At 40.9% G+C, this 18,664-nt stretch carries 13 protein-coding genes and 1 pseudogene; 1 reads left to right on the forward strand and 13 read right to left on the reverse strand.

Annotated elements, in window-relative coordinates; genetic code table 11:
* Positions 1-113: 113 nt before the first annotated feature.
* The 13 genes from BM241_RS01270 to BM241_RS01330 all read right to left on the reverse strand — a co-directional run bounded on the left by BM241_RS01270 (position 114) and on the right by BM241_RS01330 (position 17,298).
* The gene (locus BM241_RS01270; protein ID WP_242948218.1) at positions 114-2,750 is read right to left on the reverse strand and encodes an alpha-mannosidase; all 2,637 of its coding nucleotides are present in this window, start codon (positions 2,748-2,750) and stop codon (positions 114-116) included.
* A 527-nt stretch (positions 2,751-3,277) separates the two neighbouring features.
* Positions 3,278-6,097, reverse strand: coding sequence for an alpha-mannosidase (locus tag BM241_RS01275; protein ID WP_025746949.1), 2,820 nt, complete (start codon positions 6,095-6,097; stop codon positions 3,278-3,280).
* A 144-nt stretch (positions 6,098-6,241) separates the two neighbouring features.
* A complete protein-coding gene (locus BM241_RS01280; protein WP_025746950.1) occupies positions 6,242-7,150 on the reverse strand; it encodes a carbohydrate ABC transporter permease in 909 nt (302 codons plus the stop codon).
* A gap of 45 nt (positions 7,151-7,195) precedes the next feature.
* Positions 7,196-8,092: a carbohydrate ABC transporter permease gene (locus BM241_RS01285; protein ID WP_092281858.1), complete on the reverse strand. Its 897-nt coding sequence runs from the start codon at positions 8,090-8,092 to the stop codon at positions 7,196-7,198.
* A gap of 129 nt (positions 8,093-8,221) precedes the next feature.
* Positions 8,222-9,649 (reverse strand): ABC transporter substrate-binding protein, encoded by a 1,428-nt coding sequence (locus BM241_RS01290; RefSeq protein WP_092281859.1) that lies wholly within the window; start codon positions 9,647-9,649, stop codon positions 8,222-8,224.
* A 976-nt stretch (positions 9,650-10,625) separates the two neighbouring features.
* Positions 10,626-11,753, reverse strand: a complete 1,128-nt coding sequence (locus BM241_RS01295; protein WP_092281860.1) for a GntR family transcriptional regulator — start codon at positions 11,751-11,753, stop codon at positions 10,626-10,628.
* A 457-nt stretch (positions 11,754-12,210) separates the two neighbouring features.
* Complete coding sequence (locus BM241_RS13050; RefSeq protein ID WP_084054648.1) at positions 12,211-12,405, reverse strand: carbohydrate-binding family 9-like protein; 195 nt, start codon at positions 12,403-12,405, stop codon at positions 12,211-12,213.
* On the reverse strand, positions 12,344-12,781 hold the full coding sequence (locus BM241_RS01305; protein WP_207648941.1) for a carbohydrate-binding family 9-like protein: 438 nt from the start codon (positions 12,779-12,781) through the stop codon (positions 12,344-12,346). Before BM241_RS01305 ends, BM241_RS13050 begins: the two co-directional genes overlap by 62 nt.
* A 77-nt stretch (positions 12,782-12,858) precedes the next feature.
* Positions 12,859-14,049: an N-acetylglucosamine-6-phosphate deacetylase gene (nagA, locus tag BM241_RS01310; RefSeq protein ID WP_092281883.1), complete on the reverse strand. Its 1,191-nt coding sequence runs from the start codon at positions 14,047-14,049 to the stop codon at positions 12,859-12,861.
* A 166-nt stretch (positions 14,050-14,215) separates the two neighbouring features.
* Complete coding sequence (locus BM241_RS01315) at positions 14,216-14,695, reverse strand: metallophosphoesterase (protein ID WP_025746956.1); 480 nt, start codon at positions 14,693-14,695, stop codon at positions 14,216-14,218.
* Between the two features lie 155 nt (positions 14,696-14,850).
* Entirely contained in the window at positions 14,851-15,471 is a 621-nt protein-coding gene (locus BM241_RS01320; RefSeq protein WP_092281862.1) for an XTP/dITP diphosphatase, read from the reverse strand.
* Positions 15,468-16,214 (reverse strand): ribonuclease PH, encoded by a 747-nt coding sequence (rph, locus tag BM241_RS01325; RefSeq protein WP_025746958.1) that lies wholly within the window; start codon positions 16,212-16,214, stop codon positions 15,468-15,470. The genes BM241_RS01320 and rph overlap by 4 nt, the downstream gene beginning before the upstream one ends.
* A gap of 73 nt (positions 16,215-16,287) precedes the next feature.
* Positions 16,288-17,298 carry a GerMN domain-containing protein gene (locus BM241_RS01330; protein ID WP_092281863.1) on the reverse strand — a complete coding sequence of 337 codons (1,011 nt, stop codon included), beginning with the start codon at positions 17,296-17,298 and terminating at the stop codon, positions 16,288-16,290.
* 459 nt (positions 17,299-17,757) lie between these two features.
* Here BM241_RS01330 and BM241_RS13055 point away from each other — a divergent pair.
* A pseudogene (locus tag BM241_RS13055) lies at positions 17,758-18,658 on the forward strand (hypothetical protein).
* Positions 18,659-18,664: the final 6 nt, after the last annotated feature.

An 18,664-nucleotide genomic window follows, 5' to 3' on the forward strand; every position in this document is an offset into this window, starting at 1 on the left:
AGGGGTTAACAAGAGATTTCTCACAAAATTTTCTTCGCTTATGTTAGACCTTCAATTCGGCCAAGTTAACCGCTAAAACGTCTTAAACAAGATTCAGTAAAACAACTAGACCATTATTTTGTAGACACTTTAAGGGTATGAATTTCATAGGGCCGGAAATATAGCTCGACACCATTTTTTTCCATATTCAACATCTCGATCTCTTCCTCCATCATATTAACCAAGCACACAGACTTGAAAGTGAAATAAAACTTTATTTTTGTTTTGGTACCTGCGCCACTATTTTCATACAGTCTGATAATAATATCATCGCTGTCTTCAGCCTTTTTTACCGTTTCTATAATAATATTCCTGGCTTCCACCTCCATAAAAGTCTTCTCTCGTGGCATAGCTCCATTCTTACAAGCATCTAAGGGAATCACATTAAGGGGTATATTCAATTCATAGCCCTCTCTAGCAACTCCTCCCTCAACATGATCTCCAGGATGAGGATAAAGCGCATAGGTAAACTCATGTACACCGCGATCAGCCTCAGAATCGGGATAAGTAGCGCTACGCAACAGATTTAAATCAATCACATTATCTAGAACCTTGTAACCATACTTGCAGTCATTCAAGAGTGCTACACCATAGTCCTTCTGAGAAAGATCTACCCATTTATGAGCACAGATCTCATATTTAGCCATTTCCCAGCTAGTATTACGGTGTACAGGCCGTTTTATGTTTCCAAACTGTATGTCACATGTAGCCTCATTTGTATGAATATTAACGGGGAATGAAGTACGAAGCATCTTATTGGATTCATGCCAATCAACTTTGGTAATAAAATCCACTCGACGGCTTCCTAGCGTGAGAACAACTTTCTGTTCAATGGTAGATGCACCATAACGATATACCTGATTAGCCACAGCTTTTGGGCCATCAATATAAAAGCTAGCTGATTGTAGAGTAAAAAACTCACAAGGAATTTGATCATAGAATATAGGGAAATCCCAGGCATCTCCTTTATCATCATATACTGCCAGCTTATTGGCAAACGAACCAGTAGATAAGACTTCCCGATTGTATTCCTTGTCAAAAATGGACTCAATGCTTCCGTCAGCAGCAAACTTAATTCGCAGTTTGTCATTCTCCAATAAATTATCACCTGCAATCAAACCGCAAACCTGTCTCTGATGTATTGAAGCGTCAACCACGGTGTAACCCATTGGTGGAACTTTGACCTTAAGCCATTGACCTTCTACAGAGATCCACTCATCTCTCTCCCATGAGAGAGAATTTATTACAGCAACGGGGCATACCATCTCACCAACATCTAATGTATTAATCCAAGAAAGGTAAGCTTTTTGCTTTAACTCCTTTACCTCATTCATCAATATCTCATATCGAGCTAAAGATTCGTCATATACCCGCTTTATAGAAGAACCGGGTAGAATATCATGGAACTGGTATAGAAGGACTTCTTTCCAAATTCTTTCTAACTCATTTTGAGGATAGGGATATCCGCTAATAAGAAAGCTCAAAACACAGGCCCATTCCAACTCCCTGAGTTCCAACTCCATCTTCCTGTTATAGCGCTTGTTTCTGGCCTGGCTTGTATAGGTACCCTGATGCTTTTCCAGATATAGCTCTCCAACCCAGGTTTGATACTTATTTTTGTTTTTTTCTAAGCGTTGAAAGAATTTAATTGCCGGTTCTTGTACGACTGGTACCAAACCGTCCAAGTTCTTTTCACGCTTCAATCGTTCCAGGTGTTCCTCCCCCGGCCCTCCACCTCCATCACCTATTCCAAACAACATGAGGCATCGATCTGAAACCCCTTTATCGAGATATTCCTTCTCAGCTTTTATTATGGCTCTAGGTGCCGCCGAACTGTTGTATGTACCTTCAGGTGGCATGTGAACCAGTACACTGCTCCCGTCTATTCCTTCCCACAAAAATGTATGATGTGGATATTTATTATATTCATTCCATGAGAGCTTTATAGTCATAAAATATTCAATACCGCATTTCTTCATAATCTGTGGCAGTGAAGCGGTATACCCAAAAGAATCAGGCAACCAAAGAGTCTTTACATCATAATCAAATTCTTTTTTAAAAAACCGTTTACCATATAAAATCTGGCGTATGAGGGATTCTCCGCCTGTAATATTGGTATCGGCCTCTACCCACATGCCTCCCTGTGGTTCCCATCGACCTTTAAAAACATGCTCTTTGATCTTTTGGTATAAGGAAGGATAGTATTCCTTCATCCACTGGTATAACTGTGGCTGACTTGCACCAAATACATAATCTGGATAACGCTCCATAAGAGCCAATACAGTTGAAAAAGTACGTGCTCCCTTACGTATAGTTTCACGAATAGGCCATAACCAAGCTAGATCAATATGTGCATGTCCGATAGCACTTATGGTAAGTGAAGGATGTCCTCCTTCTTTACTAAGCTCTGGCGCAAGAATAGCTCTAGCTTCCTTTGCTTCTTCTTCAGTGAAATTACGTAACACCTTACAGGCTTCCATCAAAGCCCATGCAATGCTATGGTATCGAGCTTTGTCCTGTGGAATATGTTGCATAAGCTCATAAAGCACTTCAAAATCATAATAAAGCTCTCGCATTGTTTCATTGCAAACAGCTATATATGCTTCCTTTATAACGCCATCATCCTTTAAAACACCGAAGAGATCATTACACCCCGCATCAGCCCAAATATCTATGACTTCTCCTCCCTGAGCGTTTTTAAACAACGGCACTACCTTTTTCCCAGGAAATCCCAATGAATAATCAAAGGTAGAAGCTGCTGGGGTTAACCCCTGAATAGGGCACCCATTGCTATCCACAATACATGCCTCACCGCTGATATCTATAAGAAGTACCACATTGCTTCCTGCGGCGGATTCGGGCACCACACCTGTAAAATGAAACCAAGCACAATCCCAAAGATTACCCCATTTATCACCTATGGAAAGCTCTTTTTTAATACCTGTCATCCGTTGTTCAAAAGGCACAGGTTCCGGCGTCACCCAAGCGGTTATTTTTAGCTCGTCTACCACTTTGTATATAGATTTTTGGATTTTTTTAAGCACCCAGTCCAAAGAACGCTCTATGTTTTTATTGTAGAAATAAGGCAACGATTATCCCTCCGTTTGTTATTAAATGCTTATAAAAATTTCTGCTCTAAATTACAAATTCATTTTGCGCTTTTTGAATTTTCTTTGTTTTATAGCTTATAATATCATAACTTTATCATTTCTCAAATTCACACCTGAAATTTTCTCATTCACTCCTCAAATTCAACGCATATGCTGGCAACGCTATAGGGTTGTACCTCAAATGATACACATGCCCCATCTATAGAAACGCTAAGGCCGTTGTCTATCCTACACTCGTTTAAGTCCACATAATAAGTTTGTACGGGTTGTTTCCACAACCTGAGCACGACTTTAGCAGCCTTACCCTCGGTCTCATAGACCCTTACCACAACCCGTTTTGCTTTCCCCTGTTCCTCGGCCATCTTAACAGCCGAAAGCACCACATCCCCTTTCTCAAGCCTCATAAAGCTGCCAGAAGCAGGTAACGAGCCTTTGTGTACACAAGAGGAAATAACGCTCAACGGATGATTGAAGTTATATGCCCTCTGGATAAGCTCCCTGTTGCTGTCATTATCCACCAGGCAGACGGCAAAACTAAACTTGTGTATACCAAACTCGGGATAGGGATCCGGGTCATAAGAGCTACGTATCAAGGTTATGGACATGGAGTTGTTCACACATCTGAACCCGTATTTGCTATCCGTGACGAGCATTACGGATTTCCCGCCCGGCTGCTTTCTCACTCCCAAGGCCCAGCTGTTGGCCGGAACGTCCCTATCCATCCCCTCCCGCTCTATGGTGCCAAAGGGAATATCGTACTTATAGCACGAACACTCATACCCGAGAGGCATGTAGAAGCTGAGCTGGGGCACGCTTATGCCTGGTTTGCCCACCTCGTGCCAGTCGCACTGCACATCATAGCGCAGCACAGGGCTGTTATAATCCAGTGAAACAGTTACCTTCAAGCTGGAATCCCTGAAAGAGCACTCATAAGCAATGGACTGTCTGATATTGCCTGCTCCATAAGTCACCTTCTTAATCTTAACGTCGCGGGTCAAGTCAATCACGTTCATGTGGCGACCCACAACCCATGCTGTCCCACCTTTACTGTGGTCTTCTTCGATCAACCTGAAGATGCCAGCAGGTGACCCCTTTATAAACTCCTCTCCCGTGGCCTTATCTATCAACGATACGATGGACGCATCACGGCTGCTGAACACAGCCCTTATATGATCGTTTTCAAGGACAAACTGGTCTATACCCTCTACCCGCGGATCCCTGGGGAAGGGCAATGCCGCCTCAACCTCGTCATCTTCCGTCAGGATGTAAGTGTTATACCCGCAAGCAGGAACTCTTGCCTTGATAAGCACACTCATGTAGTGATGTCCCCAGTAAGAGTTAAAACCTTTGTCAAGTACCTGATGCTCAACCTTGTTACCTTGAGCATCCCTGAAAACCATCCTGTCAACATCGCCCAACCAGTCCCAAACCACTATCTCAGCCGCTTCATCTCTTTCCACCGGCGCAGGATTGAAGACGTGGAATATGCGTGTCTTTCCCCTGCCCCTCTCAGATTGAGTTACCTTAAACTGCGCTGCGCCAAATCCCGCTCCAGCCCCCTCAGATACGCTATCCTTATCGTCTTCTTCTGATACGATAAACTTCGACGTATCTATCTGTGCAGCAATGGCTTGAAGCGATAGGCTCCTCCTGCTGTTGGCTATGGCCATGGTGTTCTGGAAAAGCCCCATGGCATATTCCCTGGTATCTATTGTCCCCGAACCCGGGATGATGTCGTGGAACTGGTTGAAAAGCACATTCCGCCACGCGCTTTCAAAAGCCCCGCCGTCGTACCTGTATCCAGCGCAAAAGCTTGAGAACGCGTTGAACATCTCGGCCTCATTTAGCGCTGCCTCGCTGATACGGTTGGCCATCTTAATCCTGGATTGGCTGGTGTAGCAGCCTGTAAATATGAAATTGCGCTCACCCTTCACTTCAGGCAGCTCATCGGCGATACTCTCCACCAACCTGTAAAAGTCGGCAAAGGTGCCAAACCGGATCTGCGGAAATACCGGCCAGGTATTCATGTCTATTATCCTCTCTAAATCCCTGCGGGTTGGCCCGCCACCGTGATCACCAACCCCGTACACCTTCAGCATTGTATCCAGATTATGCTGAGTACAGAATTTGGGTACGTATAACGCCATGTCAGGGCGAATCTCCGCATTGTACCAGAATGGTTCACGGTACGCTATTATATATTTACCCGACGGCGCCACCCATTTATAGAGGTAAGGTCCTTCATAACCCCTGCAGTGATAGTAATACTTCACTCCACCGCTGCGCAGGATTTCAGGCACATTCTGACTGTGACCAAAGGTATCGGGCTCAAAATCAAGGTTCAAAATCTCAGGGTCGATATCCAAAAGCCTGGACAAATACCTCTTGGTATATAAAATGTGCCTGGCCATGCTCTCGCCGTTTGGCATATTCTTGTCAGCCTCAACCCAGGTAGAAGCCGTGACTTCCCAGCGCCCTTCCTTCACCCTGCTTTTTACTTCTCCCAGCATCTCGGGTGCGTAGTCCTCCAGTATTTTATACACAGATGCCTGTGACTGCGAAAAGGTAAAGTCAGGATACTCCTTCATCAGGTTGAGCACGGTCCTGAAGGTATCAAGGGTAACCATCACCGTTTCGTCCCAGCGCCACATCCAGTTCATATCGATATGAGCGTGAGCAGCGCAGATTATCTTAAATCTCTTAGCCTCCTGTGAAAGCTCTGCCATCATCTCCTCTGCCTTTTGACATGTGGACCTTGTGATGACGCCTTCTTTGCTGAACTCCCCGTACACAAAATCGATAGCTTTTGAAAACGTGCCATCAAACTGATGGTCCTTAACCTCCGATAACTTGAGCCCATACTCGAGCTGGGATAAAATCCTGCTTCCCCAGTAGCCAAGGTCTTTGTTTTTACGCATCTCCCTTAATTTCTTTAGATATTGTTCCATTTTTATTGCTCCTTTCTTTTAAAGTAAAATTTAATCTCTTTACATAGATTTTGTATAAGCAAAATGTTACGTAGATACTCAAGAGTTAATCTTAATAGTCCTACTCATAAAAATTAAATACTTTCCCTAAAATAAACATGTTTATTACGCTTTCATACCAGTTATTATAACACCCTCTATAAATCGCTTCTGACCTAAAAAGAAGAATATTATTACGGGTATAACCATAATAGTAGTTGCCGCCATTAACATACCAAACTCTGTTTGAGAAGCACTAGTCTGCTGTTGGAACATTCGCAAACCTAACGATAAGGTATATTTACTTTGATCATTTATATAAATTAATGGCCCCATAAAGTCATTCCATGCTCCCATAAATTGAAATATGGCTACAGTTGTAAGTACTGGATTAATAAGTGGTAGCATTATTTTCCAATAAATTTTAAAGTGACTTGCACCATCAATAACTGCGCTTTCTTCTAGTTCTTTAGGTATTGTCATTAGAAACTGTCTTATTAAGAAAATATTGAATGCACCACCACCAAACCAAGCAGGTACCCACAATGGATAGAACGTATCAACCCATCCCCACTTGTTAAACAATATATATAATGGTATCATAGTAACTTGACCAGGTAACATCATAGTCCCAAGTAGTATCATAAATAAAAAGTTTCTTCCCGGCCATCTAAGCCTTGCAAAAGCATAGGCCACTAATGGAGCTGATATAAGTACCCCTGCCATACTTAGTACTACTACTAACACTGTGTTTTTTAAAAACATTAAAAATGGAAAGTGTCTCCACATTCTAGTATAATTTTCCCACATAATTGGTCTCGGTATTAATTCAGGAGGTACTTTAAATATCTGTGTATCTGGTTTAAGTGATGTTGACACCAACCATAATAATGGAAATACAAATATTATTGCCCCTGCTATCAAAACTAAATGTGCAAACATTTTAGAAAAAAATTTTCGTCTAGCTCTACGTACCTGCCATCCAGAACCAATTATAAAATCCAACGCATTAAATTTTCGTGTAACTGTACTCATCACGTATCTCTCCCCTCTTCAAGCCTAACGGAAAATACCTTATAATTAAGCTTGGTCATAAAACACCCAATACTTTGAAATAACAAAGTTTAACCATGTTAAAAACATTATTATTACAAAAAGCACCCACGCCATTGCTGAAGCATATCCCATCTTCCAAAATTGAAATGCATTTCTGTACAAATAAAGTACATAAAACAATGTTGATTCATTAGGCCCTCCACCTGTCATTACAAAGGCTTGAGTAAATACTTGAAAAGAACCAATTAAACCCATGATAAGTTGAAAGAACAATGTAGGGCTGAGCATAGGTAATGTAACATGTATAAATTTTCTCCATACGCTAGCACCATCTAGTTCTGCAGCCTCATAATAAGTTCTTGGTATATTTTTTAATCCTGCTAAGTATATTATCATTCCACCACCAGCACCCCATAACGACATTATTATTAACGATGGTTTAGCCCATTTCGGATCTGATAACCATGCAGGTGGTGTTAACCCCAATAATCTAACAGTATGAGTAAGAATACCGAAATTAGGATTAAATATCCACGACCACAATACGGAACTAGCTACCAGCGGAACTATTGACGGCATATAATATAAAGTTCTATATACAGCTATACCTTTTATATCCATACTAAGTAACAACGCTATTGACAAACCTATTATCATATTTAATGGTACACTAAAAATAACATAATAACATGTATTACCTAACGATAACCAAAATGTTCGATCGTTAATTAAATCAATGTAATTTTTAATTCCTATCCATCTTGGAGTTTCTAATATGTTATAATCCATAAAACTATATATTATAGATGCAACTATTGGATACGCAGTAAACAATACAAATCCAATTATCCATGGAGAAGCAAAAATGTAGCCTGTTATAGCTTCTCTCCGTGCCATTCGATTACTTATTAATCTCATCATATAATCACTCCCATTAATAAAAAATGATAAGGAAATGTGATAAGGGAAAATTCTCCCTTATCACATTATGATAGTATTTTAGTAAAAACATTTTACATATAGGAGTATATATTTTAAGCAAAAAATTTCTTAATTAGACGGCTTATAATTAGCCCAGAACTTATCCAGCTCTTCCTGAACCACTTTATTGGCTGCATCTAAAGCCTCTTGTGGCGTCAGTTCATGATATATAGCTTTGTCTAAAGCTTTGCCAAGTTCAACCCACATTACTTCACCTACTGGCGACACAGGTCTATGCAAAGCTACTTTCATAGCATCCATTCCTACATATATAGCTTTTTTTATTGTCTCATTATCCATAGGATCAACATAAGTTTCTAGCAACTCTTTATTTGTAGGTTCATAGGCAGCAGGGAAAGGTGCAAAATATTTATTACCTAACTCCTCTTGATTATACTTAGCTGCGGCAGCTTGTTGTACCTTTATACCCTCAGTAGTTAACCATTTTATAACCTCAAAAGCTTCCTTAGGATGTTTGGCCTTTTTAGGAATAGCCCAAGACCAGCCACCACTCCACGTGATTTTATTCTCACCAGTAGGTGTGGGCGGCAGTGCTGCACCAAAGTTTAAATCAGGTTTATACCTAGTATAATCTCTTATAGCATTATTAACAGTAATAAGCATAGCTACCTGCCCAGTTAAGAATGGATTATTGGCTTCACCTTGAAAGGTTGATGTATATGCATTAATTTTTTCAGCGCCACCTAACATGTCCATAAGCTCAACCACAAATTCTAAAGCCTCTACTACTTCGGGAGCATTTAGTAATGCCTTTTTACCATCTTCGCTTAAGAATTTCGCACCATTCTGGAAACCATATAAATACATAGATGTATTTCCATAAGTAGGTATGAAACCAATTTGCGTAAATTCACCTTTTTCGTTAGTTTTGGTTAACTTCTTCGTATATTCCTTTAATTCATCCCACGTATTTGGAGGTGTTTCAGGATCTAAACCTGCTTCTTTAAATAAATCCTTGTTCCAGAACAATATCCGCGTATCAGTATCCCACGGCAGAGCCCATATTTTACCATCAAATGTTATTTCCTTAACAGTATATTCGGCATATTGACTAATATCTAATCCACTAGCTTCTATATATTCATCTAAAGGCGTTAGAGCTCCTCTAGCTGCAAACTGAGCTGCAGTAAACCTGTCTAACCATGTAATATCTGGTGGGTTGCCAGCTGCTATAGCTGCCAATAGTTTCGAAACATCTTGTGTAGCATAACCACCAGTACCAGGCGTAGTCTGAGGTACTATTTCAATACTATCATGACTCTTATTAAATTCGTCTATCATTTCCTTATTACCGCTACCAGGAGCTAACGGATTAAGTCCCCATACTATAACTTGCACTTTTTTACCATTCCCACTAGAAGCTTTTTGCCCTGGCGAAGATGAAGCATCTGATGAAGATGAAGTATTAGAGCTGCTACAGGAGATAAAAGAAATACTCAACATTAACACCAACAATAATACTAATGCTTTTTTCATAAGAATACCCCTCCTATTCTTTAAATCATTAAATTGTGGTAAAACCCCAAAATTCCCCATTTTTAGGGTTTTACTTTATATATCAAGCAGGATTTCCCTTTGATTTTTTGTTTAAATGATATTGGTTACGTTCAATTGAAAACCATAATGGTATATAGGAGTAAGTATAAGTAGGAAACCCTGCATGATACCTCATCCAATTTTATCTACAATTTGCATAAATTATCGATGATTTAAAACCCTATTTTTATATACCATAACGAGAATAACGAAGCATTTTCTTCTAAAAATAAGTTTCGATCTATTCGCCACTAAATTGTCCAAACACTTAAAAAAGAAGCGGCCCTTAACCTTTTCCATCACACCTAACCTACGAAATGCCTTACGAAATACTCCTATACTAGATCAATAAAATGCGTCCATATAATTGGGGTACCATTTTTAAGTTATATCAATGTCTAATAAGAAACATTACATAACACTTTTAATATACCATTCCATTTCATTGATTATGTTTATAATATATCATAGCTTTGCCAATTTGTCAAGATGTATTTAATTTGATTTTTTTGATATATTTTGTCGGTCTGTTGTAAAATTAAATGCAACACCCCCAAAAATTATAGAACCATAGTGAGAAATCCTGTATGATATAGATATCCAAAATCACTAACCATACAAGGAAGTCTCACTATGGCTTAAACAAGTGTACCACTAAAAGCCGATCTTTTAAACACTTAAATGCTCACGGGGAAGTAAACATAATAATTCTGTATAGTTAAAGCCTTTTGGCCAGGAATGCCAATAGATCTAGACATAGTTATATCATTCAGGCACGTTGTCGATGTCGGGGTAGTATTTTCTCGCTTACGCTCGAAAATCTCCACCCTTTCCTTGATAACGTAGGGTTTTGCAATTTGTATAAAAGTAAAAATTAAAAAGTGTTGCATTTAAAATTGCAATTTACATTAATTATTCATTTTACAGTATTGCATGGTCCTGTAGATTCTTTAATAACCAACTTAACGGGTACAACCCTTTTGATCTGCTCTCTTTTTCCATTCTCAAGCATTTCAATAATAATATCTGCTGCTGCTTTACCAATTTCATAAAAATTCTGTTCTACAGTTGTCAACATAATACCTACCTGCTCCAATACATCTAGATTATCAAATCCAATTAAAGATACTTCTTTAGGTATCTTAACCCCCATGTCAATCAAAATCTTTTGTATAGAAACGGCTATATAGTCATTTTCTGCAATTATAGCAGTCACTCCCTTTTTTAACAACCTCTCCAATTTAGCTTTTAAAAAATTTGTTTTTTCCATCTCATCTTTAAAATGCTTGACTTGGTCAGCTAATCCTAATACTACGAATTCTCTCTCTATCTTAAGATTATGCTCCTGTAAAGCTGAACAGTAACCAAAAAAACGTTGTCTAACTGTACTGATAGATTCAATAGTAGAACTCGCAATATAAGCAATATTCTTGTGCCCTAACTCAACCAAATGTGAAACAGATTGATATGCTCCGTTAAAGTTATCACATATAACATAGCTTATCGGAAGAGATTCAAAATGTTTATCTATTGTTACTATAGGATAGCCAGTAATGTGCATAATATACAAGAGATCAAAATGTGCTCTTGATATGGGGTAAAAAATTATACCACTTATACCATCTTTAGGAATATTCATCAACATCTCTCTCTCTTGCGTTTCATTTTCCGTAATATGAAGGGCAAGATAATAGCCTTTTTGATTAATTACATCGGTTGCACCTTTCACATAATCCATATTTCTTCCACGCATAGTTGTTGCAGGAATAATCATAGATATAACATTTTTTCTATTAGATTCATTAATTTTGCGTTGATGTAAATCAGAAACAAAACTGCCCTGTCCCCTTTTTCTATATATAAATCCTTCCCTCTCAAGCTCCTCCAAAGCTCTTTTTGTTGTAATTCTGCTTACTCCAAACATCTCTGCCATTTCAATCTCAGTAGGAAGTTGGTCATTTGGTAACAACTCTTTGTTGTTAATTTTTTGCTTATAGTATTCAAATATTTGCATGTATAAAGGCTTTTTCTCTTCATTAAACAAATGGATATCCTCCTTCTCTAAAGTATACAATGTATATAAGTGACAAAATTATTTGATATATCATGTCATCTTTATTTTATATCTGAAATATACCATTTATTATTACTATTGTCAATACATTTCCTGTCTCCCACCTCCGAAGAGGTGTAAAGATATTCACGAAAGCGAACAGACGTTTCAAAATGCCGAAAAAGAATAGAGGCTATCTCTATCTTTTTTGTATAAAATTAAGAAGTCTAAAAACTACCTTTTAAAAACCTTAAAGATGTGAGAGTGACCTTATACGTATTCTATCATTATAATAATCCCAGCAAAATATACCATAAAAAAGCAAAAAACTAATGAGAGAAATTTCCGAATTAACTTAGTAAATAACAAAAATATCTCAAAACCTGCTAAAACATCATAAATCTCAAAGGACTTAAAAACTGTCCTCGAAAATTTTGTTTAGCCTTATTCACCCCAGTATCAGATCACCAAAAAACTCAGGCCTGTGGAAATCAGGATGGGGAGTATCAATTCTATTCCAGCAACCCCAATGTGGATATTTTGTTTTATCTCCACATTTATAAAAATTGGCCTTTATCCTCTTACCACAACGAAAATCCTGCCCTCCATAATATTTCTCTATAAAATAAAAGGGAATTGAAATATTCGACTGTCCACAGTGGGCCCTTGTAGCTCTGAACTGAACCCTTGGTTACTGAAGTAGTGATATCAAATATTTCAGGGCTAGCGTCGTTAATAAGCACGCGGCTGTAGCGATCTGCACCTATCCCCAATAAAAAAGCGCCAATGGGATTTATCTCAAAGTTTATGTACCTATCATCATGTTCAGGGTCTGGATTGAAAAAGAATTCAACACAACTATCTGTGCACACAGGATCATTAATGTTTAAGCATTCAGCACGTATTTCCTGTTCGAAAGCTTTAAACAATAAGTAAAACCTTGTCTCAGAATAAAAGATACGCACTTCCGTCCTGGGCCTATAACCATTTTCATTCCAAGGAAAATTATCAATGACCAAAGGAGGTATTTCTTCTCACACTTTCGGGTCCACTTTTGAATCCTCAATATAGCGCACCTTCCAAACCCGAGCATTACTCATAGAGCTTCCCCCTTATACACTATTCTCCCTTCAACCATCGTCAAATGAACGTTTATATCATCATCGAATATGACCAGGTCAGCATCCTTGCCAACGGCGATGCTTCCTTTCCTATCATCCACCTTCATGATTCTCGCCGGCGTGGCGGTTATCATCTGAACAGCTTCCATCAAGGGCACCTGCGCCAGTTGCACCATAGTCCTGACCAATCGATCAGCAGTTGCCACGCTCCCAGCAAAGGCAGTTCGATCCGGCAGTTTTGCTACCCCCTCTTCCACAATGACCTTCTGCCCTTCTTTTAGGCTGCCCAATATATACTCTCCCTCGGGCATCCCCGCAGCCCTCATAGAATCGGTGATCAAAGCGATATTCTGCGGCCCTTTTATCTTGTATATAAGCTTGAGCAGGCTGGCAGGCAGATGTGCACCGTCTGCAATTATCTCCACAGTCATCTCATCTATTAGAAAAGCGCTCTCAATAACCCCAGCATACCGATAGGCATTAATCCTCCTCACTCCTGACATGCCAGAGTATAGATGTGTAACGTGGGTATACCCATTTTCAAATGCCTCGATCACTTCTTCGTATATCGCATTAGAGTGCCCTATGGAGGGTAAAATGTTTCTTTCCCTTAAAAATCTGCCGAACTCCAGTGCGCCTTCAAGCTCGGGAGCCGCACTCCAGCGCACCACATCGTCAGACCAACTCAAAATTTTCTCATACTCTTCTCTTTTGGGATTCCTAATATACTTTGGATCCTGAGCACCCCTTTGTTCCATTGAAAAATAAGGCCCTTCCAGATGCAGGCCTAAAAAGACAGCCCCCATCTTATTGGCAGCTTTAGCTTGTTTGTATACCTCAAACGTCTCCCTCAAATTTTCTAAGCTGCTGGTCAAAGTAGTGGGCACCATAGCGGTTGTACCATAACATGCATGCTTTCTTGCCGCTCCTAAATAAGCCTCCACGGTGCCATCCATAAAATCATATCCGCCACCACCGTGGGTGTGGATATCGATAAACCCTGGTGAAACATAATACCCCTTTGCATCTATGGCAATGCATTCTGAAACTGGGAGTCTGCCCCGGCTCACCTCCACAATTTTACCGTTTTCCACCAAAATGCTGCCGTTGTCAATTAAGCGATAAGGAGTAAGGATTTTTGCATTAAAAATCAATATCCTATCCATCATAGCCCCTCTTCCCCCATTAAAACAGTTTGATATACACCTTTAGGTCACGTTCTTATATGTTTAAACGCAGTTTTATACTTTAAATACATTTTAAGGTGTTTTAAAACAAATGCATTATTTAAATTACAAAGCGAAGCCTTCACCAGGCCTATTAACACAGAGTCTAATAACGTACCTTTATAATATACGGGACAATTTTATCGTCTGACATCTCAATAACCCCAGCCGTTGGCCCTGTACTCTCCCTGGGTAGAGAGACGCTTCCCGGGTTCATAAAGACAATGTCACCCTCCCAAAAAACCTCAGGCACATGGGTATGCCCGAAAAGCACCACATCAAAGCCATTTTTTCTTGCGAAGTCCACAAGGTAGCTTGTCCCCCATTTCACCCTATAAAGGTGCCCATGGGTTAAAAATATTCGTTTACCCTTCAGCTCAATCTCCCTTGAATAAGGAGCTTGTCCGGAAAAATCGCAATTTCCTCTGACGTATACCACCGGCACTTCTAATGACTTTTCAAGATACGCAGCATCGGAACATAAATCTCCAAGATGGATAAGCATATCCACTTCTCCTATGTTTTTTAAAGCCCTGTCAATGGCAAACCTTTTACCATGGCTGTCGCTAATTACTCCAATCCTCATACTTTAGTCCCATCCCCGTTATCGGCAATTTTAAGGCAACGATCAATTTTGTGCATTAAACTTTCCAAGACTAAAATCGCGCGACCTCCACTTCATCCGCCTTATAACCCACCATCTCCATCACTGAATGCCGTACAGCCATTTTTTAGGCTGTGTTATTCATTTTTGCTAGCATCAAGATCACAACAGTTCTGTACAATCAGCTCCTTGAGCTTTCGCAAAGCTATGCCGCGGTGGCTGATCCTGTTTTTTTCCTCGGGAGTAAGCTCCGCAAATGTCTTCCCAAGGCCGTCCACAATAAAAAGCGGGTCATAGCCAAATCCCCCGCTGCCCGAGGGCTTAAAGCCTATCCTGCCATAGCACTCTCCTGTAGCCTCAAGCATCCTCCCATCGGGATAAGCCAGCACCACTACGCAGCGGAACACCGCCTGCCTCTTTTCGTAAGGTATGCCTTCCATCATCTTGAGCAGCTTAGCGTTGTTTTGCTCATCTGTGGCGTTTTCTCCCGCAAAGCGAGCCGAATACACCCCCGGCTGACCGCCCAGCGCCATGACTTCCAGCCCAGAATCATCGGCCAAAGCAGGATATCCCGTATATTTGGCAACCTCTAGCGCTTTTTTCCTCGCATTTCCTTCAAAAGAGTCCTGGTCCTCTTCTACCTTTATGTGAATGCCGGCATCTCGCAAGGATAATAATTCAAAGGGCAGGTCGCCTAGAATCTGGCGAATTTCCTGTACCTTGCCAGAATTATTGGTTGCAATGATAATCCGCCTCATTTTCCCTGCCCCACCAAACAATTAAGTTCACCAAGAGCTTCCATCTGGTATTGAATTAGCTGGTTAATTCCCTTTTGCCCCAGCTCGAGCAAAACATTCAAATCCTGCAGCGTAAAGGGCGAACCTTCAGCCGTACCCTGTATCTCCACAAGCTCGTTTTTCTCGGTCATGACCAGATTCATGTCAACCGTTGCCACCACGTCCTCATCATAGCACAGGTCAAGCAATATCTCATCGTTTACTTTACCTATACTCACAGCGGCAGCATAACTGGTAACAGGGCTTTTTTCGATAAGCCCCTGATCCAGCAGAGACTTTATACAGTATACCAGCGCAACAAACCCACCGGTTATGGAAGACGTCCTGGTCCCACCATCGGCCTGGATGACATCGCAATCTATCCAAATTGTCCTTTCACCCAGCAATTCGGTATTGATGACCGAACGCAGTGCACGACCTATCAACCTTTGAATCTCCTGTGTACGGCCCTCAGGCCTACCCCGAGTAACCTCCCGTGCCTTTCTAACCTGTGTGGCAGCCGGGATCATGCCGTACTCGGCTGTAAGCCAACCTTTGCCTGTGCCCTTCAAAAACGGCGGCACCTTATCTTCAACGGTAGCGGTACATATCACCCGGGTATTACCCACTTCAATGAGAACAGAACCGCTGGCATTTTTTATGTAATTGGTGGTCATCTTAACTGGCCTTAACTCGTCATTCCTTCTTCCGTCTATCCTAGCCATCAAAATTCCTCCTACGTTTGTTATATGATTTCTCTAAAGGCTATAGCGCAATCCGTCACCGGGCTGCATTTTATCAATATTCGTTGGCGAAGGCAGAGACGCTTACCTCTCCTCCCTCATACTCTTTGCCCTCAACCAGTATTTTCACTTCTTCCACTCCTGGGAACTGCTTAGCCGTCATTATTATCGACTTGAGCACCAAGGGCTCGCTCTGCTGCAGCTGTGCCAGATGCCCAAACTCCTTGCTGAAGTTTATGGAGACAACGCCGTTATCTGTTTCAACCCCCAGCAATCGTGTCCCCGCGGGTATATCCATGCTTAGGCTATCATCGCTGGGCCCATTCAAAAGCTCCTGGATGGCCGTCTCAATGGATGCGCTTTCAGCCGAGGTTACCCTGGTAACCGGCACAATGTAATCGTAAGAGGCATCGGGATTTGAATGGAAAAACACGGTAACTTTTGCGCCATCGCTGCTGGCTTTGGAGCCTGCCTCAAGGTTTACGTCCTGGGGTTCAATCGGTTTGCTCACATCGGTTCCATATTTCAGCCGGTCGACAACCTTTCCTTCAAACATGAACTGAACCCTATCAATGGAATCAAACTCGGCCAGAGTCAGCGTCACTCCCTGAACCATATTGTGTTCAGCCACCGCGTTTTCACATTCCATTGCCTCTTTGCTCAAGTCGAGCTTCGCCAGCCCATCCTTTATGGACATACCCCTTATCTGGGTACCTTCAGGAAGCAATGCTTTAAGCCCCATGGCCATGAGGTCCTGCTGTATTTCAGGGCTATCTATCGTCATCTTCAACGTAGCTTTGGCTATACCCTCTTCCCAGGGTATTTTGCGCATTACCGGCACCAGATATCCCGCTTCATTCTGATAATATACGACAGTCTCACGCACATTTTCGTCCTCGGCATCTTCAGCATCTTCAGCGTCCTCGGTATCTCCCTCTGGCACAACATCCTGTGGCAGTTCCTCCTCAAATTCCTCTTTGGTCTTTATTGAGTTACAGCCCACCGTAAACAAAAGCATCAGGACAACAATAATTGCTATTAAGGCAGCGCTTTTACTGTTCAACATACTCTCCCCCCCAACCAATCTCTTGATATTAATTATATTAGGGGGGAATTTTGAGTATGTCTTTATCGTCAAATATTTTACCACATATCCATCGGGTTTTGTATTTTTTTATGGGGTTTTGTCCAAATTTTCTTTTACCTAACCGCTGCCACTTTTCAAATATTTTTGAAATCACAGACAAAAATGTAGTATAATTAATTATTATAGCCCGAAATCCAATAACTAAAAAATTGCCTATGGTAATTTATGGATGCGATAAATTGTTTTGATAATACAATAAATACAATAGGAGATAACAACAGTTTAAAATAACAATATAAACTGATATAATTTTAACTGGACGATTATAGGTATTATTGAATATACAAAAAGTTAAAGAAACATATAACGTTAGCAGTTATGAAGTTATATCCGAAATAGCGAGTGGATTAAATGAAACCAGGAGAGGTAAAAGACATGATGATAACAATACAGGCTAAGCTTACTTTCCCAAGCAAGGAAGATAAGCAAATAGTGCCAGATTTAATGAGAAGATGGTCATCCTGTATGAAGTATGCATATAACAGGCTTTTAGAAGGCTTTAGCAGAAATACAATAAAGAGAGAACTACAGGGAGTTTTTAATTTAAATTCGAGGTATGTAGATGATGCGATAATGAAGGCAACCAGCGTATTGGAGTCTTGTAAAAAAAGGGAGGAAAACCCCAGTAAAGTTATCTTTGGTGGCAGGGGCTTGTTTGAGAGGCTCAAGAAACGGCACATAAACGGTAAGGCATACGAGAAGTTAAGACAAGAGTGGCAGGAGAAAAGGAAAGGCAACCTCTACTCAAGAGGTGACAGGAGCAAGAAAGGGAATCTAAATACGAGGATTGAGATATATGAGTATACAGGTTATGGAGGTTGACCCCGCATATACATCAGTGATAGGGCTTTTAAAGTATACGCCGCAGTATATGATAAGCAAGGACGTAGCGGCGTCGTATGTGATAGCGAGGAGAGGACTTGGACTAAAAGAGCAGATCCCGGAAGGGTACATGGCAATTGTAGAGCGTTTGGATGCTGATGAATTAGAGGAGATAAAAGGGTATGTAAAGAAAACGGTTAAGAATAAACACTTAAGGAAGAAACAATTGAGAGAGATAGAGAGGGTTAAAAAGCTTATGCCAAGCCTTGGGAGTGAGCCAGGGGAGGAATCAAGGCCACTGGGTGGAACAAGTCTTGGTGCCTGTAGCGATAGCTATAAACTCTGGCGAGTTCTCAAGGTAGCGGTGGTGATGCCACTCTCTCCTGAGAGGGTATTAAGAGATGGCTCTGTCCTGAGGGGGGTATTATTCTCAGGGCAAGTGGGGAGACCCGGTTAAGGGCGT

This window comes from Caldicoprobacter faecalis, assembly GCF_900115765.1.
In the GTDB taxonomy this organism is placed as follows: Bacteria; Bacillota; Clostridia; order Caldicoprobacterales; family Caldicoprobacteraceae; genus Caldicoprobacter; species Caldicoprobacter oshimai.